We start from the raw sequence: 25,709 nt of genomic DNA on the forward strand, positions 1-25,709 counted from the left end.
GAATGTGCGGGGTCCGGTCACCTCTGCCGGACCCCGCGGGCAGGCGTCGTCCGTGGCCGCCCCGGCCGGCGCTCCCACGGGGCGGCCACAGCGCCTGTCACGTCACTTGTTGAGCGTGCAGGCGGCCAGGGCGTCCAGGCCCTGGGGCTTGGCGGCGGTCCGTCCGATGGCGGTGGCGATGCGGTTGACGGTCGAGACGCGCTTGTCCTTGAGGGGGCCGAGGATGGCGTTCTGGACGAAGTTGGGGCCGCCCTGGCCGACGGTGTCGGCCAGGCGCTTGTTGGCTTCCTGGATCTGCGTGTTGAGCAGGGTGAGGTTGCGGTCGACCTCGGCCTTGGCGGAGGCCGGGACCGCCGGGAGCTTGGAGCGCACGTCCGGGCAGGTGATCGTGCCCGGCCCGGCCAGCGTCCGGGCGTTCTTGGCGCCGCGGTCGGGCGTCTCCCCGGCGAGGGCGAAGCCGGCGATCACCGTGCCGGACAGTGCCACCGCGGCGGCGCCGCCGATGAACGTGACGCGACGCTTGTTGTACTTCGGAAGAGCCCTGGACATGCGGATGCCTCACTAGGGTCGGTGTGTTCGTCGGTGTCGTAACGCGGCGCCTGCGTTCGGCGAGAGGTACGGGTAAGCGGTTTCCCGCGTTCAAAGGATCTTCAAATTCCTCTCAGTCGACCGGAAACCGCTTCCCGGCCCCGCTGAATTGACGAATCATGCAGAGGTCTGCATACTCATGCATGACGGTGAGATACATCCACCACCCCTTGAGGAGCGCAGCAGGTGAGCAGCAACAGCGGTGACGTCCGGCTCTGGGGCGGCCGGTTCGCCGACGGTCCCGCCGAGGCCCTGGCGAAGCTGTCCGCGTCCGTCCACTTCGACTGGCGGCTCGCGCCGTACGACATCGCCGGTTCGCGTGCCCACGCGCGCGTGCTGCACAAGGCGGGCCTCCTCACGGAGGACGAGCTGACCCGCATGATCGCCGGTCTCGACCAGCTGGAGGCGGACGTCGCCGACGGCTCCTTCGTGGGGACGATCGCCGACGAGGACGTCCACACGGCCCTGGAGCGCGGCCTCCTGGAGCGCCTCGGCGCCGACCTCGGCGGCAAGCTGCGCGCGGGCCGCTCCCGCAACGACCAGGTCGCGACGCTCTTCCGCATGTACCTGCGCGACCACGCCCGCATCGTCGGCGGCCTGATCGCCGAGCTCCAGGACGCGCTGATCGGCCTGGCCGAGGCCCACCCCGACGTGGCGATGCCCGGCCGCACGCACCTCCAGCACGCCCAGCCCGTCCTCTTCGCCCACCACGTCCTGGCCCACGTCCAGTCCCTCTCCCGGGACGCGGAGCGACTGCGCCAGTGGGACGCCCGCACGGCGGTCTCGCCCTACGGCTCGGGCGCCCTGGCGGGTTCCTCCCTCGGGCTGGACCCGGAGGCGGTGGCGAAGGACCTCGGCTTCGAACACGGTTCGGCCGGCAACTCCATCGACGGCACGGCCTCCCGGGACTTCGTCGCCGAGTTCGCCTTCATCACTGCGATGATCGGCGTCAACCTCTCCCGGATCGCCGAGGAGGTCATCATCTGGAACACGAAGGAGTTCTCCTTCGTGACCCTCCACGACGCGTTCTCCACGGGCTCGTCGATCATGCCCCAGAAGAAGAACCCGGACATCGCGGAGCTGGCCCGGGGCAAGTCGGGCCGCCTGATCGGCAACCTCACGGGCCTGATGGCCACCCTCAAGGCCCTCCCGCTCGCGTACAACCGGGACCTCCAGGAGGACAAGGAGCCGGTCTTCGACTCCATCGACCAGCTGGAGATCCTGCTGCCGGCCTTCACCGGAATGATGGCCACCCTCACCGTCCACCGCGAGCGCATGGAGGAACTGGCCCCGGCCGGCTTCTCCCTCGCCACGGACATCGCCGAGTGGCTGGTGAAGCAGGGCGTCCCGTTCCGCGTGGCCCACGAGGTCGCCGGCGAGTGCGTGAAGGTCGCCGAGGCCGAGGGCAAGGAACTGGACGAGCTGACCGACGAGCAGTTCGCGAAGATCTCCGCCCATCTCACCCCCGAGGTCCGCACGGTCCTCGACGTCCCCGGCGCCCTGGCCTCCCGCAACGGCCGCGGCGGCACCGCCCCGAGCGCGGTCGCCGTCCAGCTGGCGGAGGTGAAGGCCGACGTGGCGGCCCAGCACGCGTGGGCGATGGCCAAGAGGCAGGCCTGAGGGCACGCCCCTCAGGGGCGCGGGGAACTGCGCGACCAGCCGCACGCATCCCGCAACCCGCCGAAACACCGCACGTCCCGAGCTCCGAGGCGAAGGTCGTCGCGGGTTACGTTGAGTCGAAGCCGAACCGGAGCCGACCGAACGGAGCCCGCGATGCCCTTCGCCCGCCTGGCCACAGCGACCACCCCCACCTGCCACATCGGACTGGGCCTCGCCGCCGTGGGGCGCCCCGGCTACATCAACCTCGGCCGGGACGAGGACCTCCCGTCGGAGCGCACGGTCGACGCCCTGCGCAGCCGCACGCACGAACTCCTCGACGCCGCCTACGCCCAGGGCGTCCGCTACTTCGACGCGGCCCGCTCCTACGGCCGGTCCGAGGAGTTCCTCGCCGACTGGCTGAAGGACCGGCCCGGCCTCGACGACATCGTCGTCGGCAGCAAATGGGGCTACACCTACACCGCCGACTGGTCCACCGACGCCGAGCGGCACGAGGTCAAGGACCACACCCTCGCCACCTACGAACGCCAGCGCGCCGAGAGTGACGCCCTGCTCGGCGACCGGCTCGACCTCTACCAGATTCACTCGGTGACCCCGGACAGTCCGGCCCTCACCGACAAGGAGCTGCACGCGAAACTCGCCGATGCCGCCGCGCAGGGCCTCACCGTCGGGTTCTCCACCAGCGGCCCCGCCCAGGCGGACGCGATCCGTGCCGCCCTCGCCGTGACAGTCGACGGCGAACCCCTCTTCCGTACCGTGCAGTCCACGTACAACGCGCTGGAGACCTCCGCCGCGCCCGCCCTCGCCGAGGCCCACGACGCCGGACTCACCGTGATCGTCAAGGAGGGCATGGCCAACGGCCGGCTCGCCGGGCCGCACGCCCCCGACGTCCTGAGGGAGATCGCCGAACGCACCGGGCTCGGCTGCGACGCCGTCGCCCTGGCCGTGATCCTCCGGCAGCCCTGGGCCGGTGTCGTCCTCTCCGGGGCCGCCACCACCGGCCAGCTCGCCTCGAACCTGCACGCGGCGGTCGTCGACCTCGACGACGACCAGCTGACCCGCCTCGCCACGCTGGTGGAGGAGCCGCACGCGTACTGGCGGCGACGCGCCCAGCTGCCCTGGCACTGAGCACATCGTCACCCCACCACCACGCCAGTGATGAGTCACGCATGCCCAATGTGAGACATTCATGTCTCATATGGGTTAGGCTTGTCTCATGGCTGTCGATCCCGAGCATGTGCTGCGCGCCGCCGCAGCTCTGCTGACCCGCAAATCCACCGCGACCATGGACGAGGTCGCCAAGGCCGCCGGTATCAGCCGGGCCACGCTGCACCGTCACTTCGCCGGACGCGACGCCCTCGTCCGGGCGCTGGAGGCACTCGGCATCGCGGAGTGCGAGGCGGCGCTGGACGCGGCCCGGCTCGACGAGGACACGGCGTGCGAGGCGGTCCGCCGACTGGTCGGGGCCATGGAGCCCGCCGCCGGACTGCTCGCGTTCCTCTACACCGAGAACCAGCTGTTCGAGGGCGAGGGCCAGAACGCCGGCTGGGCCAGGATCGACGACCGGATCTCCGCCGTGTTCCGCCGCGGCCAGCTCGGCGGCGAGTTCCGCATCGACCTCACCCCCGCCTGGCTCACCGAGGCGCTCTACGGCCTCATGGCCTCCGGCGCCTGGATGGTGCACAGCGGCAAGGGCGCACCCAAGGACTTCCAGCACATGATCGTCGAGCTGCTGCTCGGCGGCGCACTCAGAAGAGAGGAATCATGACCAGCACCCTGCGGGCGGCGGAGACGACCGAGGCGGTGAAGCGACCGGGCCGCTGGCTCGCGCTCGGCGTCCTCGTGCTCGCCGTGCTGCTGGTGGCTGTCGACGCGACCGTCCTCGGTCTCGCGACCCCCTACATCAGTGAGGACCTCAAGCCCTCCGGCACCCAGCTGCTGTGGATCGGTGACGTCTACTCGTTCGTCATCGCCGGTCTGCTCGTGTCCATGGGCAGCCTCGGCGACCGCATCGGCCGCAAGCGGATCCTGCTGGTCGGGGCCACGGCGTTCGGCGCGATATCCGTCGTCAACGCCTACGCCACCACGCCCGAGATGATGATCGCGGCCCGGGCGCTGCTGGGCGTCGCCGGGGCGACCCTCATGCCGGCGACGCTCGCCCTGATCCGCAACCTCTTCCACGACCCGCGCGAACGCAGCCTCGCCGTCGGCATCTGGGGCGCCACCGCCTCCGCCGGCACGGCGGTCGGGCCGATCGTCGGCGGGTTCCTGCTGGAGCACTTCTGGTGGGGCTCGGTCTTCCTGATCAACCTGCCCGTGATGGCCGTCCTGGTCCTCGTCGGGATCAGGCTGCTGCCCGAGTCGCGCACCGCGAACCCCGGCCCCTGGGACCTGGTCAGTGTCGTGCTGTCGCTGGTCGGCATGATCGGCGTCGTCTACGCGATCAAGGAGGCCGCCACCCACGGCTTCGGATGGAGCACCCTGGCGGCGGGCCTGCTGGGCGCGGCCGCCCTGTACGGATTCGTCCGCCGTCAGCTCAGGCTGCCGGCCCCGCTGCTGGACATGCGGCTGTTCCGGCACCGCGGTTTCAGCGGGGCGGTGCTGGCCGATCTGCTGACCATCCTCGGCCTGTCCGGGCTGGTGTTCTTCCTGTCCCAGTACCTGCAACTCGTCCAGGGCAGGCGGCCCTTCGAGGCGGGGCTCGCCGAACTGCCCGCGGCCGTCGGTGCGGTGGTGGCCGGTCTGGTCGCGGGCCGGGTGGCCCGGCGCTTCTCCGTGCGGGCCGTGGTCTCCGGGGGTCTCGCGGCGATCGGCGTCGCGCTGGCCGTGCTCACGGTGCTCGGCCAGTCGACCGGCTATCCGCTGCTCGGGGCGGCGCTGCTGGTGGTCGGCGTCGGGGCGGGCTTCTCGTTCACCGTGACCGCCGACGTGATCCTCTCCAGCGTGCCCAAGGAGCACGCGGGCTCCGCGTCGGCCGTGTCCGAGACGGCGTACGAACTCGGTGCGGCACTCGGTATCGCAGCGCTGGGCTCCATCGTCACCGGCGTCTACCGCGACTTCACCGGCCCGGCGGGCACACCGGCCGCGGCCCACGAATCCCTGGGCGGCGCGGTCGAGGCGGCGGGGCACATGCCGTCCCGCAGCGCCGACCTGATGCTGGACGCGGCCCGCACGTCCTTCGTCGACGGCCTGGCCCTGGCGGCCGGCGCCGGCGCAGCGGTCCTCCTGGCAGCGGCGGTGGCGGCGTGGTTCTTGCTACGGGGCCAGAAACTGGAAGACAGCACCCCCGACCACACATAAGGCCACGCCCCAAAAGGGGCGCGGCGAACTGCGCGAAACGGGTACGGGGAGCACCTCCACAACGCCCGGGGAAGCGACACCCAAAGGGGGCGCGGGGAACTGCGCGACAAGCCCAAGACCACCCGCAGCCGCCGACGGACCAGGCCCCCCGAGCCCGCCCGCGCCCCGGACCACCTACGCCGCTTCCTTCGCCTTGCTCGCGTACATGTCCACGTACTCCTGCCCCGACAACCGCATCACCTCGGCCATCACCGAGTCCGTCACGGCCCGCAGCACGTAGCGATCCCGGTCCATCCCCTCGTACCGGGAGAACTCCATCGCCTCACCGAATCGCACCGTGACCTTCCCCGGACGGGGCAGACCCGCCCCACCCGGCTGCAGCTTGTCCGTACCGATCATGGCGAACGGCACCACGGGCGCCCCGGTCATCAGGGTCAGCCGGGCGATCCCCGTCCGCCCCCGGTACAGCCGCCCGTCGGGCGACCGCGTCCCCTCGGGGTAGATGCCGAAGACCCGGCCTTCCTCCAGCACCCGCCGGCCGGTCATCAGCGCGGCGACACCGCCCCGCCCACCGTCCCGGTCGACCGGGATCATGCCGACACCGGTGAAGAACCAGGCCATCAGCCGCCCCTTCAACCCCTTCCCGGTCACGTACTCGTCCTTGCCGATGAAGAAGACCTGCCGGTCGCAGACCAGCGGCAGGATCATCGAGTCGATGAACGTCAGGTGGTTGCCGGCCAGGATGACGGGGCCGTCGCCGGGAATGTGCTCCGCGCCCTCCACCTGGGGGCGGAACATCAGGCGCATGATCGGGCCGAGCACTGCCTTGATGAGCACGAAGCGGGACAACGGACCCTCCGGTGTCAAGGGGTTCTGTATGAGTCTGTGCAGGTGAGGACGATACTCGTGGCCCCGGTCATCACGCACATCGGGCACGGCGACTTCACCGAGGCCTTACGCACTGTTGACGCGTGTTTACCTGCGGTGGTGCGCGGCCGACGGTGCGTAACGCGGTCGACATGCTGTGACGCACATCGCCTCGGGACCCACCGCACGCGTTCCCAGAACGGCACGCCCGAATCGAACATGATGCGACGAGCCGTCAACTCATCCCTCTCACCAGGCACTACGACATCCCGCGTCACCCGCGTGTTCCACCCCGGGTCTCCCACCCGTCATGTACGCGCCCCTACGATCGGCCCGCACGGACGAGCCGCGACGGCAGGGAGGGCGCTCATGGGAACGCAGGAGTCGAACGAAGAAACGAGCGGTACGGGACGGCGGGCCCTGCTCGGCGCCGCGGTGCTCGGGGCCGGCGGAGCGGTCCTCGGCATGGCCGGCACGGCACGCGCCGACGGTGCCCGGCACGGCGGCGGCCACGGTGGGATCCAGAGCCTGCCCAAGCCGACGATCATCGGCCACCGCGGCGCCAGCGGCTACCGCCCCGAGCACACCTTCGGGTCGTACCAGCTCGCCCTCGACCTGGGTGCCGACATCGTCGAGGCGGGCGACCTGGTCCCGACGAAGGACGGGCACCTGGTCTGCCGTCACGAGCCGGAGATCGGCGGCACCACGGACGTCGCCGACCACCCCGAGTTCGCCGGTCGCAAGAAGACCAAGCTGCTCGACGGCGTCTCCACCACCGGCTGGTTCACCGAGGACTTCACGCTCGCCGAGCTGAAGACCCTGCGCGCGGTCGAGCGCATCCCGGCCAACCGCCCGCACAACAGGCTCTACAACGGCCGCTGGGAGATCCCCACCTTCGAAGAGGTCCTCAGGTGGCAGGACGAGCAGACCCGCAAGCGCGGCAAGCAGGTGTGGATCTACCCCGAGCTGAAACACCCCACCTACTTCCGCAAGCAGGGCCTGCCCCTGGAGGAGCGGGTCGCCAAGCTGCTGCGCAAGCACCGCAAGGACCGGCGCACCTCCCCGGTCATCCTCCAGTCCTTCGAACCGACCAGCATCCAGCGCCTGCACAAGATCGTCGACAACCCGCTGGTCGTCCTGCTGTCCTCGGCGAACTCCCGCCCCTTCGACTTCGTCGAGACCGGCGACCCGCGCACCGTCGCGGACCTGGTCAAGCCGGCCGGCCTGCGCGAGATCGCCTCCTACGCGCAGGGCATCGGCCCCACCCTGGACCTGGTCGTCCCGCGCGACGCCCAGGGCAGGCTCACCGAGCCGACGACCCTGGTCTCCGACGCGCACCGGGTCGGACTCGTCCTGCACCCCTACACCATGCGCAACGAGAACCCCTTCCTGCCCGCGGACTTCCGCAAGGGCACGGACCCGGACGCCTACGGTGACGTCTTCGGCGCCTACAAGGCGTACTTCGCGACCGGCATCGACGGTGTCTTCACCGACCAGCCCGACACGGGTCTGCTGGCCCGCGAGGACTTCCACCGCTGACCCTTGTCAACAGCGGGGGCCACACCCCCCGGTCGAGTGAGCTTCGGCCGCCCGGGCAACCCGCCGCCCGGGCGGCCGCGTCGCTCCGCATATGACGCACGACCTGGTCACCGCCCTGCGCCCACTGCTCACCGCCGAGGCCTCCGCGGAGGCATATTCCAGCGGAGCCGAGCCGGGTGATCTGGAGCAGGCGGTCTGGCTCCGTCTGCTGGAGCGCCTCGACGCGCAAGGCCCGCCGCTCGACCCCGAGCAGTGGCTGCGCCGCGCCGTCCGCTCCGAGGTGCGCCGCACCCGCCGCAGGCACCGCCTCGAACGGCCGTACGCCGGGGAACCGGTCGACGACCAGGACCACGACCCCGAGCAGCTGGCCCTCGCCGCGGCCCGCGGCCGGGCCCTGCGCGAGGCGGTGCGCCGCCTCCCGGGCCGCTGCCCCCGGCTGCTGGAGGCCCTGCTCTCGCCTGAGGACCTGACATACCGGGAAATCGCAGGGGAGTTGGGTATCTCACAGGGGAGTCTTGGACCGGAACGTTCCAGATGCCTGGGATGTCTCAGGAGATTGCTGACGCCGGAGGTTGCGGCCCGCTGAGGACGGGGATAGGAGTGAGGACGACAGTGATCAGATGAGCGGGAGGCGTGCGCACATGGGCATGAGCGTGACCATCTCTGCGGCGACCGAGCAGGACGCGGAGCAGATCTTCAGGCTGCAGTACCTGTGCTTCCAGTCGGAGGCGGCCCTGTACGGGAACTACCGCATCGACCCGCTCGTCCAAACCCTCGACTCGGTCCGCGAGGAGGTCACCCGCGACTGCGTCTTCGTGGCCCGGCTCGGCGACGAGGTCGTCGGCTCGGTCCGCGGCTCCCTCACCGAGGACGGCGCCGCCGCGATCGGCAAGCTCTGCGTCCACCCCCGCCTCCAGGGCCACGGCATCGGCGCCCGCCTCCTCGGGGCGGCCGAAGCGGCCCTCGCCGGCGACCACGGCGCCACCCGCTTCCGCCTCCACACCGGCCACCGCAGCGAGGGCAACCTCCGTCTCTACCGCAAGGTCGGCTACGAGACGGTGGGCACGTCCCAGGGTTCCGACGGCGTACCGATGATCATCCTGGAGAAGCCGGCGAGCACGTACGCGGCGACGGCCTGAGTCTCGCCCCCTCAGGGGCGCGGGGAACTGCGCGACAAGCCCCACCCGGCGCGCGGCCGCCTGACGTGCATCAGGCGGCACCCTCCCGGGGCGCACCCTTCCGCAGCCAGTAGATGGCGGACACCGGCAGGAGGACGGGGATGAACAGATACCCCATCCCGAAGTCCGACCACACGGTCGCGTCCGGGAAGGCCGACGGCTCGACCAGCGTCCAGGTCCCCACCGTCAGCACCCCCACCAACTCCGCGACACAGCACGCCAGCGCGACCCTCCGCGCCGTCTCCCCGCCCCGCACCAGCGTGTACGTGATGAACCCGTACACGACACCGGCCACGGCCGACAGCGAATACGCGAGCGGCGCCCGGTCGAACTCCGTCGCGATCTGATACGCGGACCGCGACACCGCCCCCACGACCATCACGCCGTACAGCCACACGAGCAGCGTGCCCGGTCCGCTGATCAGCCGGCGCCGGCTCACCTCAGCCTCCCCAGATGTCATAGAGACGCACCTCCAGCACCGCCAGCACCACACCGCCGGCGGCCACCGTCACCGAACCCCACCGGGTCCGCTCGGCCAGCGACATGAACCCCGCCGCCGGGACACACGCGAACGCCCCCAGCAGATAGGCCACGAAGATCGTCGTGCCCTGCTCCGGCTTCTCGCCCCGCGCGAGCAGCACGATCCCCACGACCAGCTGGATCAGCGACAGCAGGGTGACCACGGCCATCCCGATGAAGTGCCAGTCCTTCGTCGGCTGGTCGCGGTAGGCCGCCCAGCCGCACCAGGCGGCGAGCAGCAGCGCGGCGACGCCGGTCACCAGCGTCAGGGCATTCAGCATGCAGCGACCTTATTACGGCCGAAAAGGCCCCCCGCGTCCGGCCCTGGCCTGCACCGTAGGGTCGAGGGCATGACGATCCACGCCCAGGCCCTGCTGTTCGACAACGACGGAACCCTCGTCTCCTCCCTCGCCTCGGTGGACCGCTGCTGGACGCGGTGGGCCGAGGAGTACGGGATCACGGCCGAGGCGTTCGCACGCGTCGAGCTGCACGGCCGGCCGGCCGCCGAGATAGCCGCCGACCTGCTGCCCGCCGAGGCCGTACCGGCCGCCGTCGCGCGGATCGAGGATCTGGAGGTGGAGGACGTACCCGGCGGCGGCGTGCACCTGCTGCCGGGCACCCGGGCCTTCCTCGACGCGCTGCCCGCCGAACGCTGGGCCGTCGTCACCTCGGCCACCCGGCGTCTCGCCGAGGCCCGGCTCGACGCCGTCGGCATCCTGCCCAAGACGCTCGTCGCCGCCGACGACATCACCCGCGGCAAGCCCGACCCGGAGCCCTACCTGCTCGCCGCCCGGACCCTCGGCGTCGACCCCGCGCACTGCGTCGTCTTCGAGGACGCCCCCGCCGGCCTGGCGGCCGGTCGGGCCGCGGGCATGACCACCGTGGCGTTGACCACAACCCACCAGGCCCACGAACTGCACGCCGATCTGGTCGTCGAGAACCTGTCGGCCCTGTCCGCACTGGTCACCGAACAGGGCGTGGAGATCTCCCCGCGCCGCTGACAGGCCGCGACTCCGTCCACCGCTGTCCAGCATGCGGACAGCGGAGGGCTGGTCGGGACCGTACGCATGTTTTACTGACGCCATGACCACGACGAGCGACCGCATCCCCGCGACCGAGGCGACCCTGACGCCCGGTGCTCGTTGTATGTGTCGAATGTGCGCCTTCTAGAGGGCCCCTGCACCACCTCTGAGCTCGCGCCCCGAAGCGAGACGCGGCCCGTCCGCGCGCCCTGAGCGCCGCGTGACCCGAGGCCGCCCCGCGCACATGTTCTCCCGGTTCCACTCCCCAGCGAGAACCGTGTCGCGTCCCTGACCGAATGCACCTGTGCCCGGGCACACCCACGCCCGCGCACTCGACAGTGACGGAATCCCAGTGATCACCACCTCGGGCCTGACCAAGGTCTACCGTGCACGCGGCCGCGAGGTCACCGCCCTGGACGGCGTCGACCTGCACGTCCGCGAAGGCGAGGTGTACGGCGTCATCGGCCAGTCCGGCGCCGGCAAGTCCTCGCTCATCCGCTGCGTCAACCTGCTGGAACGCCCCACCGCCGGCACCGTGACCGTCGCCGGGCAGGACCTCACCGCCCTGGCCGGCCGCGGCCCGCGCGCCGGAAGGGAACTGCGACAGGCGCGCAGCCGCATCGGCATGGTCTTCCAGCACTTCAACCTGCTGTCCTCCCGGACCGTCCAGGACAACGTCGAGCTGCCGCTGGAGATCCTCGGGAAGTCCGGGAAGGAACGCTCCCGCAAGGCGCTGGAGCTGCTCGACCTGGTCGGCCTCGCCGACAAGGCGAAGTCCTACCCGGCGCAGCTCTCCGGCGGCCAGAAGCAGCGCGTCGGCATCGCCCGCGCCCTCGCCGGCGACCCGAAGGTGCTGCTGTCCGACGAGGCCACCAGCGCCCTCGACCCGGAGACCACCCGTTCGATCCTGGCGCTGCTGCGCGACCTCAACCGCCAGCTCGGCCTGACCGTCCTGCTCATCACCCACGAGATGGACGTCGTCAAGTCGGTCTGCGACTCGGCCGCCCTCATGGAGAACGGGCGCATCGTCGAGTCGGGGACGGTCAGCGAGCTGCTCGCGACCCCCGGTTCCGAGCTGGCCGCCGCGCTGTTCCCGCTCGACGGCGAGGCCTCCGGCGAGGACCGCACCGTCGTCGACGTCACCTTCCAGGGCGAGAGCGCCACCCAGCCCGTCATCTCGCAGCTCGCCCGCACCTACAACATCGACATATCGATCCTCGGTGCCGCCATCGACACCGTCGGCGGCCTCCAGGTCGGCCGGATGCGCATCGAACTGCCCGGCCGCTACGAGGACAACGTCGTGCCCATCGGCTTCCTGCGCGAACAGGGCCTCCAGATCGACCTCCCGGGCCACGAGTCCGAACTGGTGAAGGAAGGTGCGAAGTGACCTGGTCGGAGATGCAGCCCCTGCTGGAGCAGGCGTGTTGGGACACCCTCTACATGGTCGGCTGGTCCACGCTCATCGCCGTCGTCGGCGGACTGCCGCTCGGCATCCTGCTGGTCCTCACCGACCGCGGGGGCCTCCTGCAGAACCTCGCGGCCAACAAGGTCATCGGGCAGATCGTGAACATCGCCCGCTCCCTGCCGTTCATCATCCTGATGGTCGCGCTGATGGGCTTCACCCGCTCGATCACCGGGACGACCATCGGTGTCGAGGCCGCCATCGTGCCGCTCGCCGTCGGTGCCATCCCCTTCTTCGCGCGCCTGGTCGAGACGGCCGTCCGCGAAGTGGACCACGGGCTCGTCGAGGCCGTGCAGGCCATGGGCGGCAACACCTGGACCGTCGTCCGCAAGGTCCTCGTGCCCGAGTCCCTGCCGTCGCTGATCTCCAGCACCACCACCACGATCGTCGCCCTCATCGGCTACTCCGCCATGGCGGGCACCGTCGGCGCGGGCGGCCTCGGGGACATCGCCATCCGCTACGGCTACCAGCGCTTCGAGACCCAGCTGATGTGGATCACCGTCGCGATCCTCGCCGTCGTCATCTCGGTCATCCAGTTCGCCGGCGACTACACGGCCCGCTCCCTGCACCGCCGCGGCGCCCACTCCGGCCCCGCCCCCAAACTGCGGCTCCTCAAAGCCGCTTCCTGAACCCCCCGGTCCACCCGCACCGGGGCCGCACCACTCGCAAGGTCATAAGGAAAGGCACTTTTCGTGCGTAACACCGCCAAGATCACCACCGCCGTCCTCGCCGCCGGAGCCCTCACCCTCGGGCTCAGCGCCTGCGGCGCCGACAGCTCCGACACCGACGGACCCCTGATCGTCGCCGCCAGCCCCGTCCCGCACGCCGAGATCCTGACCTTCGTCAAGGACAACCTGGCGAAGAAGGAGGGCCTCGACCTGCAGGTCAAGGAGTTCACCGACTACGTCACGCCGAACACGGCGACGCAGGACGGCTCCGTCGGCGCCAACTACTTCCAGAACAAGCCGTACCTCGACGACTTCAACAAGAAGAACGGCACCGACATCGTGCCCGTCGTCACGGTCCACCTGGAGCCGCTCGGCCTCTACTCCCACAAGGTCAAGAAGGCCGACGACCTGAAGAGCGGTGCGACCGTCGCCATCCCCAACGACACGGTCAACGAGGCCCGCGCCCTCAAGCTCCTCGCCGCGAACGGGCTCATCACCCTCAAGGCGGGCGTGGGCAACGAGGCGACCCCCTCCGACATCACCAAGAACCCCAAGAACCTCAAGTTCAAGGAGCTGGAGGCGGCCCAGACCCCGCGCTCCCTCGACGACGTGGACGCCGCCGTGGTCAACGGCAACTACGCCATCGAGTCCGACCTCGAGCCGTCCAAGGACGCCCTCGTCCTGGAGTCCCCGAAGAACAACCCCTACGGCAACTTCCTCGCCGTGAAGAAGGGCAACGAGGACGACCCGCGCGTGAAGAAGCTCGCGAAGCTCCTCACCTCGCCCGAGGTCAAGAAGTTCATCCAGGACAAGTACGCCGGCTCCGTGCTCGCCTCCTTCTGAGCCCGCACGCGGCACCCCCGCACGGGATCCTCCCCCCGCTCCGGCGGGGAGGGTCCCGTGGTGCGGATCAGTGCTTTCATGCTGCATGCTGGGCAGTTCAGCATGCCCTGAAGGTTCACCGAAGGTTACGGAGCGGCGCATGACGAGCACCTTCCCCAACATCTCCATCAGCACGGAGCGGTTGGTGCTGCGTCCCCTCGACGAAGACGACGTCCCCTCCCTGGCCGCGATGATGAACGACGAACAGGTGGCGGCCTGGACCTCCGTGCCCCAGCCCTTCACGGAGAGCGGCGCCCGCACCTGGATCACCGAGTACGCCCCCGCACAGCGCACCGAGGGACGTGGCATCGACTTCGCCGTCACCGAGTTCCTCACCCAGCGCCTGGTCGGCCTCATCCAGCTCGCCAAGACCAACTGGCACGTCCGCTCCACCGAGCTGTCGTACATCATCGCCCCCTGGGCACGCGGCGAGGGCTACGCCTCCGAGGCCGCCCTGGTCACCGCCCAGTGGCTCTTCACGGACCAGAAGTTCGAGCGCATCGAACTGCGCACGGCGGCCGACAACACCGCCTCCCAGCAGGTCGCCCAGAAGATCGGCTGTATCAGCGAGGGCGTGCTGCGCAACGCCTGCATAGCCCGGGCCCGTGCCGAGGACGGCACGTGGACCGACGTACGCACCGACTTCATCGTCTGGAGCCTGCTCCCCGAGGACCTCGAGGGTGTCGGCGAACAGCTGCGGGACGGCTTCACCTCCTTCGGCGACTGGAACTGACCGGAACCACCCGCAGGACGCCGGAGACGACGCCACCGGCGCTCCCCCCGACACCTCCACCGGGTACCCTCACGGAGCCCGCCCCCGGGCTGCTCCCCACCACGCCACGCAGACCACCTGCGAAAACCCCTGGAGACTGACGACGATGGCCGACCGGGTCACGGTGATCGGCTGGGACGGTTCGCCGCTGACCGCCGCGGCGAGGGCCGCCCTGGGCGCCGCCACGCTCGTGGCCGGCGCCGCCCACCACCTGGCACTCCCCGAGGTGCCCGCCGGCGCCGAGCGCATCCGCCTCGGCAGTGTCGCCCTCGCGGCCCGCCGCATCGCCGCCCACCGCGGCACGGCCGTCGTCCTCGCCGACGGCGACCCCGGTTACTTCGGCGTCGTGCGCACCCTGCGCGCCCCCGAGTTCGGCCTGGAGGTCGAGGTCGTCCCGGCCGTCTCCTCCGTCGCCGCGGCCTTCGCCCGCGCCGGTATGCCCTGGGACGACGCACAGGTGGTCGTCGCACACCCCCGCACCCTGCGCCGCGCGGTCAACGTATGCCGAGCCCACACCAAGGTGGCGGTTCTCACCTCACCCGGCGCCGGTCCCGCCGAACTCGGCCTGCTCCTCGAGGGAGTCCACCGCTCCTTCGTCGTCTGCGAGGAACTGGGCACCGACCGCGAGCGGGTGTCCGTCGTCACCTCCGACAAGGCCGCCGACCACACCTGGCGCGACCCCAACGTCGTCATCGTCCTCGGCGGCCCGGCCCGGCCGGACACGGCGGGGGAGTCCGGCGGCTGGATCGCCGGCCGTGACCCGTCGGCCGGGCCGCGCGGCTGGACCCTGCCCGCCGACGCTTACGGCGTGTACCTCGGCGAGGGCGAGACCCAGCTGCTGCGCGCCTCCCAACTCGCGCACCTCGGGCCCCGCGTCGGCGACCTCGTCTGGGACATCGGCTGCGGCAGCGGCGCCTTCGCCGTCGAGGCCGCCCGTGCCGGTGCGGCCGTCCTCGCCGTCGACAGCGACCGGACCGCCTGCGTCCGCACCGACGCCACGGCGCGCCGCCTCGGCGTCCAGCTCCAGATCGTGCACGGCACCGCCCCGCACATCCTGGAGAACCTCCCCGAACCCGACGTCGTCCGCGTCGGCGGCGGGGGAGCGGCCGTCGTCTCGGCGGTCGCCGACCGCCGCCCGCAACGCATCGTCACGCACGCCGCCACCCGCGACGCCGCCGAACTCATCGGCCGCGACCTGACCGAGCACGGCTACCACGTCGAGTGCGCCCTCCTCCAGTCCGTCGAACTCGACACCAAGGCCTGGACGGAGAAGGAGCGGAGCGTCGCGTTCCTGCTCAGCGGCGTGCTGCCCAAGCGCGGCGCCTGATCCCGCGTCGGTCCTCACGACCGTCCCCGTGATCGGTTTGTCGTACTGCGCGCGGTAGGCTGGCCGATCGCTGCACCGCACCAGGACGCCCGGCGCTTCGTCGGTCAATGTCCGGAAAACCCGCCCGTTTTGGGGTGTGTGTGGTACGGCAGAAGCGGAGGACGCGCAACGTGGCGCAGTCCACAGCGGAACCGTCGCGGATCAAGCTGCCGTGGGGGTGGTTCGACCGCGACAATGCCAGTGAATGGCTTTGTCGCCTTTTCCGGGCGGACCGTTCGTGCCGCTGGGGACGCACGCTCGTTCTTCACTGCGGGGCGGTCGGTGCGCCGTTCCGGGCGAGCTGGTCGTAGGAGCATCAACCGATGGGCGAGGGGTACGCATGACCGACACCGGCCAGGTCCCGGGCGAGGGACTGCCGGAGAGCGCAGGCATGGTGGAGCAGCCGGACGCCCCCGCGCCCGGTGCGTACACCTACCTCTCCGAGACCCCCGCCGAGGACGACGACCTGCTGCTCCTGCCGGGCGCCCAGGGCGCCTGGGGCAACGAGGTCCCGCCGCCCGCGCCGGAGCCGGTCCAGGAGACCGCGCACCAGCCCGGCCCGCACGAGATCCACGGCCGGGACAGCGGCTCGGTCGACCTCAGCGGTGTCCGCCTGCCCGACCCGCCGCCGATCCCGCCCATCACCCCGCGCCGGCCCCTGCACCTCGGTCCGCCGCTGCCCGACAGCTCGGCCAGCCCGGTGCGTTCCCTCGCCGACCGTGGCCCCGCGGACGCGCCGGTGCGCCAGCCGGCACCGGCCGCCGCGGGCCCCGAGTACCTCGACGGCCCCCGCGCCCCCGAGCCACAGACGCAGCCCGCCGCGCCCTGGGCCGCGCCGGTCACGCACCCGGCCCCGGTGGGCGCCGGGGCGATGCCTGCGGAAACGGTTGTTCCGGCGACGGCACCGACGGGCACGGCCCAGGCGGTCGCGACCCACGCGACGGCCGAGACCGGCCCTGCGACGCCGCAGGCTGCGGAGCCGGTGCCCGCAGCGGCACCTGCGTCGGCAGCGGCACCTGTACCTGCAGCGGCACCTGCAGCGGCGTCGGCGTCGGCGTCGGTTGAGGCGGTGCGGCCCGATGCCGTCGATCAGGCCGTGGTGGCGGAAGGGCAGGCGGCCGGGGCGGCCGTAGCCGGCCAGGCTCCGGTGGGTGCCGGCCCGGACGGTGCTCAAGTCGCCGCCGCCGAGCAGGTCATGCCCGTTCCGGGGGCGGACGCCGTGGACCCGGGCCTGGAGGAGGCGGCGGGCCGAGTGAGCGCTGCCCAGGCCGGGCTGGCCACTGCCGCCGAGCCCGCCGGTGGCGTCGAAGTCCAGGCGGCCGGGGCCGGGCACCCGGTTCCCGAGCAGGGCGCCCCCGTCTTGGCCGTCCCCGCCGTGACCGGCGTCGGTCCGGACGCGGGTCCGCTGCCTGCCGCCGAGGGCGCGGCCGTGACCGCTCCGGAGCAGGTCCCGCCACCCACTGCGGAAACCGGGCCGGTCGTCGAAAGCCCTGCGCAGGGTGGCGGGTCCGAGTCTGCCGGTGGCGCTCCTGAGGGTTCCCTGCCGCAGACCGCCGACGAGCAGGTCACGCCGATCGCCGCCGACCAGGCCGTGGCACCGGCACCGGCACCGGCACCGGCACCGGTGCCGACTCCCGCTCCCGAGGCCGGGCAGGTCGCCGAGGCCGTCGGGGGCCCGGAGGCCGTCCCGGGCCCGGAGGCCGTCCCGGGCCCTGAGGTCGTCCCGTCCCCTGAGGCCGTCCCGGGCCCTGAGGTCGTCCCGTCCCCGGGGGTCACTCACGCCGTCGAGGCAACCCCCGCCGCCGAGGCCGCCCCCACCCCCGACGCCGTACCGCTCCCCGAGGCCGCCGCTGCGGAGCCCGCCACGGTCCCTTCGCCCGAGGCCGTCGGCGCGGACGCTCCCGCCCCGGAGGCAGGTGCGGAGTCCCCGGCCGCCGAGGTCGCCCCCGCCCCCGAGGTCGCCCCCGCCCCCGAGCCCGTGGCACCGGAGCCGGGCGTCACCGCCGAAGCGGCTGCTCCCCAGCCCCCGGCCGCACCTGACGCCGTGCCAGTCGCGCAGGAACCCGAGGCGTCTGCTGCGCAAGCCACCGTTCCGGCCCCCGAAGCGCCCGGCCAGGAAACCGTTGCCCCGGCCGCCGAGCCGGTCGGCCAGGAGACGACTGCTCCTACCGCGGAGCCTCTCCCCGCCCCGGAGCCGACCCCGGCCGCCGAGGTCGTCGCCACCGCGGACCCGGCCCAGGCCCAGGCCCAGGCCGCAGAGCCCGAGGCCCAGGCGGTCGTGCCCGCCGACGCAGCGCTCCCCGCCGGCCCCGCCACGCCCGCCGCCCCGGACACCGCTCCGGACGCGACCGCACCGGCTCAGCCCGCCACAGCGACGGCCCCCGAGACCCCCGCACAGGCACCCGAGCCCACGGCACCGGCACCGGCAATCGAACCCACCGCACCGGCACCGGCACTCGAGCCCACCGCACAGGCACCCGAAACCCCCGCCCCGGCGCCCGAAGCACCCGAAGCGCCCGTGCCCGCCCCCGCTCCGGCCCCGGCCCCGGAAGCCGTCGAGCCCGCCCCGACCCCCCAGGCGGCCGGCCCCGACACCCCGGCTCCCACCCCCGAGGACGTCACCGTCGTACTCCCGGTCCCGCCCGCGGAGGAACAGCCGGCGCAGCCCGGGGAGCCGGTACAGGGCCCGCAGCAGTCGCAGCCGGCGACGGCGAACGAGACGCCGGAGCCTCCCGTGCCCGCCGTCACCGTCCCGGCACCCCGCGACGGCGACGCCGAACTCGCACAGAACGCCGACGACCTGGACACCCGGGGCGCCGAACAGGAAGACCTGGCCGACCAGGAACGCCGAGAAGAGAGCGCGGACGCAGTGGCAGAAGCCCGACAGTCCACCGGCCCCGCGGCCCCCGGCTACGACCCCGCCGAGCGCGAGGCCGTTCTGAAGGTCATGCGTGAACGCCGCGACATCCGCAACGGCTTCCGCAGCGACCCGATCCCGCACGAGGTGCTGCTCCGTGTCCTGGAGGCCGCCCACCACGCGCCCTCCGTCGGCCACTCGCAGCCGTGGGACTTCGTCGTCATCCGCTCCGCCGACACCCGCCGGGCCATGCACGAACTCGCCATGCGCCAGCGCGACGCCTACGCGAAGTCCCTCCCCAAGGGCCGGGCGAAGCAGTTCAAGGAACTGAAGATCGAGGCCATCCTCGACACGCCGGTGAACATCGTCGTCACCGCCGACCCGACCCGTGGCGGCCGTCACACCCTGGGCCGCCACACCCAGCCCCAGATGGCCCCCTACTCGGCCGCCCTGGCCGTGGAGAACCTCTGGCTCGCCGCCCGTGCCGAAGGCCTCGGCGTCGGCTGGGTCAGCTTCTTCGACGAGCGCGAGATGGTCCGCGCCCTCGGCCTGCCCGAGCACCTGGAGATCATCGCCTACCTGTGCGTCGGCTACGTCGACGCATTCCCGGACGAGCCCGAGCTGTTGCAGGCCGGCTGGTCCAAGCGCCGCCCACTGTCCTGGGTCGTGCACGAAGAGACATACGGCCGCCGTGCCCTGCCCGGAGAGGAACCCCACGACCTGCTCGCCGAGACCGTCGCGCAGATTCGCCCGCTGGACGCCAAGGCGCTCGGCGAGGCGTGGGAGCGCCAGAAGCGTATGACCAAGCCGGCCGGTGCCCTGGGCATGCTGGAGATCATCTCCGCCCAGCTCTCCGGCCTGTCCCGCCAGTGCCCGCCGCCCATCCCGGAGCCCGCGGCCGTCGCCATTTTCGCGGGCGACCACGGGGTGCACGCCCAGGGCGTCACTCCCTGGCCGCAGGAGGTCACGGCCCAGATGGTGGCCAACTTCCTGGGCGGCGGCGCCGTCTGCAACGCCTTCGCCACCCAGGTCGGTGCCGAGGTGTGCATCGTGGACGTGGGCGTCGCGGCCGACCTCCCGGCCACCCCGGGTCTGCTGCCCCGCAAGATCCGCGCGGGCACGTCCGACCTGACGACCGGCCCCGCGATGACCCGCGAGGAGGCCAAGCAGGCCATCGAGGTCGGCATCGAGACCGCCCGCGACCTGGTCGCCGCCGGCAACAAGGCCCTGCTGACCGGTGAGATGGGCATCGGCAACACCACCGCGTCCGCCGCCCTGATCTCCGTCTTCACGGGTGCGGATCCGGCAGAGGTCACGGGCCGGGGCACGGGCATCAACGACGAGACCCTCGCCCGCAAGACCGAGGTCGTCCGCCGTGCCCTGGAACTGCACCAGCCCGACCCGGCCGACCCCATCGGCGTGCTCGCCGCGATCGGCGGCTTCGAGCACGCGGCCATCGTGGGTCTCCTGCTCGGTGGCGCCTCCCTGCGCACGCCGGTGATCCTGGACGGCGTCAGCGCCGGCGCCGCCGCCCTGGTCGCCCGCGCGATCGCCCCGGAGGTCCTGGCCGCGTGCATCGCGGGCCACCGCAGCGCCGAGCCCGGCCACGTCGCCGCGCTCAACAAGCTGGGTCTGCGTCCCCTGGTCGACCTCGACCTGCGCCTCGGCGAGGGCACCGGCGCCCTGCTCGCCCTCCCGCTGGTCCAGAGCACGGCCCGGGCGATGCACGAGGTGGCGACGTTCGACTCGGCAGGCGTGACCGAGAAGTAGGTCACCGGCCGTCCCCGAGGATCCGTAGGCGGACGCTCCGCAAACGGAGCGTCCCCAAGGATCCGTGGGCGGACGTTCCGCCACCGGAGCGCGTCCCCGAGGATCCGTGGGCGGACGTTCCGCCACCGGAGCGTCCCCAAGGATCCGTGGGCGGACGTTCCGAGAACCGGAGCGCCCGCCCACGAAACTCTTCACGCGCCGCCGCTTCCCCGGTGGCCCCGCCGCCTCCCCGGGGGGCCCACCGGCCGCCCCCGGTGCCCAGCCACTGGACCACTTGGGACTCTCTCCCTCCCGCCCACTAAAATCCGCACGTCAGGGCACTGAACACCGCCGCAACAGGAGCCGCACCTCATGGCCGAACACCCCGCCTACCCCGTAGGCCTCCGTCTCGCCGGCCGTCGTGTGGTCGTCCTCGGCGGCGGCCAGGTCGCCCAGCGCCGCCTCCCGGCACTGATCGGGGCGGGCGCGGACCTCCTCCTCGTGTCCCCCGAGGCCACCCCCTCGGTCGAGGCCATGGCGGACGCCGGTGAGATCACCTGGCACCGGCGCCCCTACCGGGAGGGCGACCTCGCGGACGCCTGGTACGCCCTGATCGCCACCAGCGACAGGGAAGCGAACAACAGGGCGTCGGCCGAGGCGGAGCGCCACCGTGTCTGGTGCGTCCGGTCGGACGACGCCGATCTGGCCACGGCCTGGACTCCCGCCACAGGGCACAGTGAGGGCGTCACGGTCGCCGTCCTCACCACCGAAGCCAAGGGCCGCGACCCCCGCCACACCGCCGCCGTCCGCGACGCGGTCGTCGAGGGCCTGCGGGACGGCACACTCGTCGCCCCGCACTACCGCACCCGCACCCCCGGAGTCGCCCTGGTCGGCGGCGGCCCCGGCGACCCGGACCTGATCACCGTGCGCGGCCGCCGCCTGCTCGCGGAGGCGGACGTGGTCATCGCGGACCGCCTCGGCCCGCGCGACCTCCTCGCCGAACTCCCGCCCCACGTCGAGGTGATCGACGCGGCGAAGATCCCCTACGGCCGCTACATGGCCCAGGAGGCCATCAACAACGCGCTGATCGAGCACGCCCGGCAGGGCAAGTCGGTCGTCCGGCTGAAGGGCGGCGACCCGTACGTCTTCGGCCGCGGCATGGAGGAGCTCCAAGCCCTCGCCGAGGCCGGCATCCCCTGCACGGTCGTCCCCGGGATCTCCAGCTCCATCTCGGTCCCCGGCGCGGCCGGCATCCCGGTCACGCACCGCGGTGTCGCCCACGAGTTCACCGTCGTCAGCGGCCATGTCGCGCCCGACGACGAGCGGTCCCTGGTCGACTGGCCGTCCCTGGCCCAGCAGACCGGCACGCTGGTGATCCTCATGGGCGTCGACAAGATCGGAAAGATCGCCGAGACGCTCGTCGCGCACGGCAAGCCCGCCGGCACCCCCGTCGCCCTCGTCCAGGAGGGCACGACCGCCGCCCAGCGCCGCGTCGACGCGACCCTCGCGACGGTCGCGGAGACCGTACGGACCGAGGACGTGAAGCCCCCGGCGGTCATCGTCATCGGCGATGTCGTGAAGGTCGGCCCGCCCGCCCCCGCGACAAGCGAGTAACCGCGGGTAACCAACCCGTCCCGAGCCGTTGGCACCACACCCAGGACAAGGCAGTATCACCCTGTGGCCGATCTCATCACCGTCGAGGACCCCGACGACCCGCGTCTGCGCGACTACACCGGCCTGACCGACGTGGAGCTGCGCCGCAGGCGCGAACCCGCCGAGGGCCTGTTCATCGCCGAGGGCGAGAAGGTCATCAGAAGGGCCAAGGAAGCCGGCTACGAGATGCGGTCCATGCTGCTCTCCGCCAAGTGGGTCGACGTCATGCGCGACGTCATCGACGAACTGCCCGCCCCGGTCTACGCCGTCAGCCCGGAGCTCGCCGAGCAGGTCACCGGCTACCACGTGCACCGCGGCGCGCTCGCGTCCATGCAGCGCAAACCGCTGCCCACGGCCACCGACCTCCTGCGGACCGCCCGCCGCGTCGTCGTCATGGAGTCGGTCAACGACCACACCAACATCGGCGCGATCTTCCGGTCGGCCGCCGCCCTCGGCATGGACGCCGTCCTGCTCTCGCCCGACTGCGCCGACCCGCTCTACCGCCGCAGCGTGAAGGTCTCCATGGGCGCCGTCTTCTCCGTCCCGTACGCCCGTCTGGACACCTGGCCCAAGGGGCTGGACTCGGTCCGGGAGGCGGGCTTCACCCTGCTCGCCCTCACCCCCGACGAGAAGGCGCGGTCCCTCGACGAGGCCGCTCCGCACACCATGGACCGCGTGGCGCTCATGCTCGGAGCGGAGGGCGACGGCCTGTCCACCCAGGCCCTGGTCGCCGCAGACGAGTGGGTCCGCATCCCCATGGCCCACGGCGTCGACTCCCTGAACGTGGGCGCGGCGGCGGCCGTGGCCTTCTACGCCGTGGCCACCGGCCGGCCCACCTTGTAGGAGCCGGTCATGGAACAGCGCGAGGCGATCGTCGCCGTGGTCCGGCGCGGAGAGCGCCTTCTGGCGATCCGGCGCGGTCCGGCCGTCGCCCGGCCCGGCTACTGGCAGCCCGTCAGCGGCAAGGTCGAGCCGGACGAGTCCCAGGAGCAGGCGGTCGTGCGGGAGGTCCACGAGGAGGTCGGCCTCACCGTCGTACCGGAGGCGAAGGTCTGGGAGTCGGAGACCGACGACCGCCGCTTCCGTCTCCACTGGTGGACCGCCCGTGCCGACAGCGGCGAGGTGCTCCCCGACCCGGGCGAGGTGGCGGAGACCCGCTGGGTCACCCCCCGTGAGTTCCTGGCACTGGACCCGGTCTTCGACGGCGACCGCGCGTTCTTCGAACGGATCCTGCCGCAGCTGTGACCCCCCGCTGAAGCGGGGCGCGGCCCGCACGGCCCCAGTCGCGCGCCGCCGCCTCCTACGGCCAGACGCTCCGTGCGCGGTCGTCCTGCCGGCCGTGCTCCTGCCGTACGCCGCCCCCGTCGCCGCCGAGCCCCCGCGCCGGGCCCTGGCAGCCCTGGACCAGGGCGATGCCGACCGCCACCAGCAACGTCACCACGACGAACACGAACAGCCGCTGCCGCAGCAGCCGCGGATTGGCGGGCCGCAGCCGGGTGCCCGTGTTCCTGGAGGCCGGACGCCCGGTACCGCTGTGCGGGGCGGGGCGTCCGCCGCCGCCCGCCCGGGTCCCGTCGCGCCCGGTGGGGGTCGGCCGCGACCCCGACCGCGAAGGGGTGCCGCCCCGGGGGGCACCGGGCCCGCGCACCGGGGTCCTGCCGCGGCTGCCGCTCCCCGTCGACCGGTTCCCGCCGCCGGTCGCCCGGGCCCCGCCCCGTGCACCGGTCCCGCTCTGGGACGCCGTACCGTCCTGCGCGTGGCCGTCCCGGGAGGGGCCGGAACCGCGCGGTGGGGGAGTGATCCGGCCCCGCTGGGCCCCGGACGTGCCGGAACTGTGCTGTCCCTGCGGGCGCCGGACCCGCTCGGGGTAGGTGTCGACGGGCCGGTCGCCCTCGGCGCCGCGCGGCGCGGGCGGCCGGACACCGGCGAGGTCCTGTGACTCCCGGGCCGCGATCTCCTTGAGACGCAACGACAGTTGGAGGGTGCTGGGCCGCTCCTCGGGGTCCTTCGCCAGACACGCACGCACGAGCGGGGCCAGCGCGTCCGGCACGCCGTGCAGCTGCGGCTCCTCGTGCACCACGCGGTACAGCATCACCTCGGAACTGCCGTGCCCGAAGGGCGAGTCGCCCATCGAGGAGTACGCGAGGGTGGCACCGAGCGAGAACACGTCCGTGGCCGGGGTGACGGCGGCCCCGCGCACCTGCTCCGGCGCGAGGAAGCCGGGCGAGCCGACCGCCGTGCCGACATGGGTGAGCGTGGAGGCGCCGGTGGCCCAGGCGATGCCGAAGTCGATGATCCGCGGCCCCTTCGGGGACAGCAGGATGTTGGACGGCTTCAGGTCCCGGTGCACCACCCCGGCCTCGTGCACCGCGACCAGGCCCTCCGACAGGGCGGCGCCCACGGCCGCGACATCGGCCGCGCCGAGCGGTCCCTCGGCCGCGACCTTGTCGTGCAGGGACGGGCCGGGCACGTACTGCGTGGCGAACCAGGGCCGGTCCGCGTCGAGGTCGGCCGCCACCAGCCGGGCCGTGCAGCCGCCGCGGATCCGCCGGGCCGCCGAGACCTCGCGGGCGAACCGGGAACGGAACTCCTGATCCTCCGCCAGGTCGGGACGGATGACCTTGAGTGCGACCCGCTGCCCCTTCTTGTCGGAGCCCAGGTAGACCACGCCCATCCCACCCGCGCCGAGCCGTCTGTGAAGCTTGAACGAGCCGACGACGCGCGGGTCCTCGCGCCTCAGGCGCATCATCGCCATGTTCATCCCCGCTGCCCGGTCCTGTGACGAGCCACAGCTTACGTTTCCGCGGCCGCCCGCGCGCAGAGGCCGCGCCCTCTCAGCGTGATGGATTGTCAGTGGTGGGTGGGAGACTTGAAGAGTGGTCAGGGAGGGCGCGAAGAGGCGGACTTCGCGTGATGAGTGATCCCAACCACCCGTCGCAGAAGGGGGATTGGTCCTGTGAAGGGTGATCGCGTGGAGATAGTCGTGGACGCGGGGGACACGACGCGCACCTATGAGGTCGTGGCGAGCAGAGCAGGCCGCAGGGTGGAGACGGCGGTACGCCGAGGCGTGGTGGAAGTGAGCGAAGTCACCCGAAGCGGGACGGTCGTGCGTACCGCGCGCTTCATGGCGAATCGGGTGCTCGCCCTGGTGGAACAGCCCGTTCCGCGAGAGGAGAGCTCGGACAAAGTGGGGTGATCCGGGCGTCCCGTCGGGGAAGACCCTGAGACCCGCGCCCTCGTCTCCACCCAGGGGAGTACATCGCGGGTGGCGGCTCATCCTCGGGGAGGCCCGGCAATCGGTACGAGGGCATGACGCCGGGGAGGGGCCGGACGCCTAGATTTGAGGTCAAGCGGCGGGTGGCAGCACTCGTCCCCCGAGGTCAGACGCCCGCCGCTGTCAACGACAACTGAGCACGGTCAGGAGAGGGACCATGGCCCACACGGCACCGCGGACACTGCTCCGCGAGGAGGGACGCAAGGCGTACGCCGCGTTCCGCCCCCGCCGTCAGGGCCGTCGCCACCCGCTGGTGGCGACGCTGATGGCCCTTCCCCTGGCGGTCCTGCTCCTCCTCGTCTTCGACGGGTGGGAGACAGTGGCCACACAGGCGTCGTCCGTGGGAGAGATGCTGGGGCGCTGAGCGGCGACCCCAGGCCCGGAAGAGCGGTCCGG

23 protein-coding genes and 1 pseudogene are annotated in these 25,709 nt (G+C 72.3%); 19 read left to right on the top strand and 5 right to left on the bottom strand.

Features of this window, described 5'->3' with window-relative positions:
• Positions 1 to 108: 108 nt before the first annotated feature.
• Positions 109 to 549: pseudogene (locus tag ACFV20_RS09245) on the bottom strand (hypothetical protein); the annotation flags it as partial.
• 225 nt (positions 550 to 774) lie between these two features.
• Here ACFV20_RS09245 and argH point away from each other — a divergent pair.
• The 4 genes from argH to ACFV20_RS09265 all read left to right on the top strand — a co-directional run bounded on the left by argH (position 775) and on the right by ACFV20_RS09265 (position 5,505).
• Complete coding sequence (gene argH, locus ACFV20_RS09250) at positions 775 to 2,208, top strand: argininosuccinate lyase (protein WP_385654226.1); 1,434 nt, start codon at positions 775 to 777, stop codon at positions 2,206 to 2,208.
• A gap of 153 nt (positions 2,209 to 2,361) precedes the next feature.
• A complete protein-coding gene (locus ACFV20_RS09255) occupies positions 2,362 to 3,333 on the top strand; it encodes an aldo/keto reductase (protein WP_385654228.1) in 972 nt (323 codons plus the stop codon).
• An 88-nt stretch (positions 3,334 to 3,421) separates the two neighbouring features.
• A complete protein-coding gene (locus tag ACFV20_RS09260; RefSeq protein ID WP_385654231.1) occupies positions 3,422 to 3,973 on the top strand; it encodes a TetR/AcrR family transcriptional regulator in 552 nt (183 codons plus the stop codon).
• The gene (locus ACFV20_RS09265) at positions 3,970 to 5,505 is read left to right on the top strand and encodes an MFS transporter (RefSeq protein ID WP_385654233.1); all 1,536 of its coding nucleotides are present in this window, start codon (positions 3,970 to 3,972) and stop codon (positions 5,503 to 5,505) included. Before ACFV20_RS09260 ends, ACFV20_RS09265 begins: the two co-directional genes overlap by 4 nt.
• A 174-nt stretch (positions 5,506 to 5,679) precedes the next feature.
• Here ACFV20_RS09265 and ACFV20_RS09270 read toward each other — a convergent pair whose 3' ends face one another.
• Positions 5,680 to 6,354 (bottom strand): lysophospholipid acyltransferase family protein, encoded by a 675-nt coding sequence (locus ACFV20_RS09270; RefSeq protein ID WP_385654235.1) that lies wholly within the window; start codon positions 6,352 to 6,354, stop codon positions 5,680 to 5,682.
• Between the two features lie 387 nt (positions 6,355 to 6,741).
• On the opposite strand from ACFV20_RS09270, the gene ACFV20_RS09275 reads away from it, so the two are divergent.
• The 3 genes from ACFV20_RS09275 to ACFV20_RS09285 all read left to right on the top strand — a co-directional run bounded on the left by ACFV20_RS09275 (position 6,742) and on the right by ACFV20_RS09285 (position 9,050).
• Positions 6,742 to 7,911 carry a glycerophosphodiester phosphodiesterase gene (locus tag ACFV20_RS09275; RefSeq protein ID WP_385654237.1) on the top strand — a complete coding sequence of 390 codons (1,170 nt, stop codon included), beginning with the start codon at positions 6,742 to 6,744 and terminating at the stop codon, positions 7,909 to 7,911.
• A 91-nt stretch (positions 7,912 to 8,002) separates the two neighbouring features.
• Complete coding sequence (locus ACFV20_RS09280) at positions 8,003 to 8,497, top strand: sigma-70 family RNA polymerase sigma factor (RefSeq protein ID WP_385654240.1); 495 nt, start codon at positions 8,003 to 8,005, stop codon at positions 8,495 to 8,497.
• A 55-nt stretch (positions 8,498 to 8,552) separates the two neighbouring features.
• Positions 8,553 to 9,050 carry a GNAT family N-acetyltransferase gene (locus ACFV20_RS09285; RefSeq protein WP_385654323.1) on the top strand — a complete coding sequence of 166 codons (498 nt, stop codon included), beginning with the start codon at positions 8,553 to 8,555 and terminating at the stop codon, positions 9,048 to 9,050.
• A 70-nt stretch (positions 9,051 to 9,120) separates the two neighbouring features.
• Here ACFV20_RS09285 and ACFV20_RS09290 read toward each other — a convergent pair whose 3' ends face one another.
• Both ACFV20_RS09290 and ACFV20_RS09295 read right to left on the bottom strand, forming a co-directional pair.
• A complete protein-coding gene (locus tag ACFV20_RS09290) occupies positions 9,121 to 9,549 on the bottom strand; it encodes a hypothetical protein (RefSeq protein WP_385654242.1) in 429 nt (142 codons plus the stop codon).
• Complete coding sequence (locus ACFV20_RS09295) at positions 9,530 to 9,889, bottom strand: hypothetical protein (RefSeq protein ID WP_385654245.1); 360 nt, start codon at positions 9,887 to 9,889, stop codon at positions 9,530 to 9,532. Before ACFV20_RS09295 ends, ACFV20_RS09290 begins: the two co-directional genes overlap by 20 nt.
• A 69-nt stretch (positions 9,890 to 9,958) precedes the next feature.
• On the opposite strand from ACFV20_RS09295, the gene ACFV20_RS09300 reads away from it, so the two are divergent.
• The 10 genes from ACFV20_RS09300 to ACFV20_RS09345 all read left to right on the top strand — a co-directional run bounded on the left by ACFV20_RS09300 (position 9,959) and on the right by ACFV20_RS09345 (position 23,284).
• Positions 9,959 to 10,609, top strand: coding sequence for an HAD-IA family hydrolase (locus tag ACFV20_RS09300; RefSeq protein ID WP_385654247.1), 651 nt, complete (start codon positions 9,959 to 9,961; stop codon positions 10,607 to 10,609).
• 373 nt (positions 10,610 to 10,982) lie between these two features.
• Positions 10,983 to 12,017, top strand: a complete 1,035-nt coding sequence (locus ACFV20_RS09305; RefSeq protein WP_385654250.1) for a methionine ABC transporter ATP-binding protein — start codon at positions 10,983 to 10,985, stop codon at positions 12,015 to 12,017.
• Positions 12,014 to 12,721, top strand: a complete 708-nt coding sequence (locus ACFV20_RS09310; RefSeq protein WP_385654253.1) for a methionine ABC transporter permease — start codon at positions 12,014 to 12,016, stop codon at positions 12,719 to 12,721. Before ACFV20_RS09305 ends, ACFV20_RS09310 begins: the two co-directional genes overlap by 4 nt.
• A gap of 63 nt (positions 12,722 to 12,784) precedes the next feature.
• Positions 12,785 to 13,603 (top strand): MetQ/NlpA family ABC transporter substrate-binding protein, encoded by an 819-nt coding sequence (locus ACFV20_RS09315; protein WP_385654256.1) that lies wholly within the window; start codon positions 12,785 to 12,787, stop codon positions 13,601 to 13,603.
• A 139-nt stretch (positions 13,604 to 13,742) separates the two neighbouring features.
• Positions 13,743 to 14,375: a GNAT family N-acetyltransferase gene (locus tag ACFV20_RS09320; RefSeq protein ID WP_385654258.1), complete on the top strand. Its 633-nt coding sequence runs from the start codon at positions 13,743 to 13,745 to the stop codon at positions 14,373 to 14,375.
• 145 nt (positions 14,376 to 14,520) lie between these two features.
• On the top strand, positions 14,521 to 15,741 hold the full coding sequence (gene cbiE, locus ACFV20_RS09325; protein ID WP_385654260.1) for a precorrin-6y C5,15-methyltransferase (decarboxylating) subunit CbiE: 1,221 nt from the start codon (positions 14,521 to 14,523) through the stop codon (positions 15,739 to 15,741).
• Between the two features lie 379 nt (positions 15,742 to 16,120).
• Positions 16,121 to 20,407, top strand: coding sequence for a nicotinate-nucleotide--dimethylbenzimidazole phosphoribosyltransferase (gene cobT / locus ACFV20_RS09330; RefSeq protein ID WP_385654262.1), 4,287 nt, complete (start codon positions 16,121 to 16,123; stop codon positions 20,405 to 20,407).
• 351 nt (positions 20,408 to 20,758) lie between these two features.
• A complete protein-coding gene (gene cobA / locus ACFV20_RS09335; protein WP_385654265.1) occupies positions 20,759 to 22,000 on the top strand; it encodes a uroporphyrinogen-III C-methyltransferase in 1,242 nt (413 codons plus the stop codon).
• 63 nt (positions 22,001 to 22,063) lie between these two features.
• Entirely contained in the window at positions 22,064 to 22,882 is an 819-nt protein-coding gene (locus tag ACFV20_RS09340; RefSeq protein WP_385654267.1) for a TrmH family RNA methyltransferase, read from the top strand.
• Positions 22,883 to 22,891: 9 nt separating this feature from the next.
• On the top strand, positions 22,892 to 23,284 hold the full coding sequence (locus tag ACFV20_RS09345) for an NUDIX domain-containing protein (protein WP_385654270.1): 393 nt from the start codon (positions 22,892 to 22,894) through the stop codon (positions 23,282 to 23,284).
• A 55-nt stretch (positions 23,285 to 23,339) separates the two neighbouring features.
• Here the strand turns inward: ACFV20_RS09345 and ACFV20_RS09350 are convergent, their stop codons facing one another.
• A complete protein-coding gene (locus ACFV20_RS09350; protein WP_385654273.1) occupies positions 23,340 to 24,800 on the bottom strand; it encodes a protein kinase in 1,461 nt (486 codons plus the stop codon).
• Between the two features lie 195 nt (positions 24,801 to 24,995).
• Between ACFV20_RS09350 and ACFV20_RS09355 the strand changes: the two genes are divergently transcribed.
• Positions 24,996 to 25,235, top strand: a complete 240-nt coding sequence (locus tag ACFV20_RS09355; protein WP_385654275.1) for a hypothetical protein — start codon at positions 24,996 to 24,998, stop codon at positions 25,233 to 25,235.
• Positions 25,236 to 25,470: 235 nt separating this feature from the next.
• Entirely contained in the window at positions 25,471 to 25,677 is a 207-nt protein-coding gene (locus ACFV20_RS09360) for a hypothetical protein (protein ID WP_385654278.1), read from the top strand.
• Positions 25,678 to 25,709: the final 32 nt, after the last annotated feature.

The sequence above is a fragment of the Streptomyces sp. NPDC059696 genome (assembly GCF_042733745.1).
GTDB lineage: Bacteria > Actinomycetota > Actinomycetes > Streptomycetales > Streptomycetaceae > Streptomyces.

Coding starts and splice junctions, on each gene's coding strand:
- ACFV20_RS09265 (WP_385654233.1), top strand. CDS start 3,970: ATGACCAGCACCCTGCGGGCGGCGGAGACGACCGAGGCGGTGAAGCGA.
- ACFV20_RS09260 (WP_385654231.1), top strand. CDS start 3,422: ATGGCTGTCGATCCCGAGCATGTGCTGCGCGCCGCCGCAGCTCTGCTG.
- ACFV20_RS09360 (WP_385654278.1), top strand. CDS start 25,471: ATGGCCCACACGGCACCGCGGACACTGCTCCGCGAGGAGGGACGCAAG.
- ACFV20_RS09285 (WP_385654323.1), top strand. CDS start 8,553: ATGGGCATGAGCGTGACCATCTCTGCGGCGACCGAGCAGGACGCGGAG.
- ACFV20_RS09290 (WP_385654242.1), bottom strand. CDS start 9,549: ATGACATCTGGGGAGGCTGAGGTGAGCCGGCGCCGGCTGATCAGCGGA.
- cobT (WP_385654262.1), top strand. CDS start 16,121: ATGACCGACACCGGCCAGGTCCCGGGCGAGGGACTGCCGGAGAGCGCA.
- ACFV20_RS09275 (WP_385654237.1), top strand. CDS start 6,742: ATGGGAACGCAGGAGTCGAACGAAGAAACGAGCGGTACGGGACGGCGG.
- ACFV20_RS09300 (WP_385654247.1), top strand. CDS start 9,959: ATGACGATCCACGCCCAGGCCCTGCTGTTCGACAACGACGGAACCCTC.
- ACFV20_RS09255 (WP_385654228.1), top strand. CDS start 2,362: ATGCCCTTCGCCCGCCTGGCCACAGCGACCACCCCCACCTGCCACATC.
- ACFV20_RS09350 (WP_385654273.1), bottom strand. CDS start 24,800: ATGAACATGGCGATGATGCGCCTGAGGCGCGAGGACCCGCGCGTCGTC.
- cobA (WP_385654265.1), top strand. CDS start 20,759: ATGGCCGAACACCCCGCCTACCCCGTAGGCCTCCGTCTCGCCGGCCGT.
- ACFV20_RS09280 (WP_385654240.1), top strand. CDS start 8,003: ATGACGCACGACCTGGTCACCGCCCTGCGCCCACTGCTCACCGCCGAG.
- cbiE (WP_385654260.1), top strand. CDS start 14,521: ATGGCCGACCGGGTCACGGTGATCGGCTGGGACGGTTCGCCGCTGACC.
- ACFV20_RS09345 (WP_385654270.1), top strand. CDS start 22,892: ATGGAACAGCGCGAGGCGATCGTCGCCGTGGTCCGGCGCGGAGAGCGC.
- ACFV20_RS09295 (WP_385654245.1), bottom strand. CDS start 9,889: ATGCTGAATGCCCTGACGCTGGTGACCGGCGTCGCCGCGCTGCTGCTC.
- ACFV20_RS09320 (WP_385654258.1), top strand. CDS start 13,743: ATGACGAGCACCTTCCCCAACATCTCCATCAGCACGGAGCGGTTGGTG.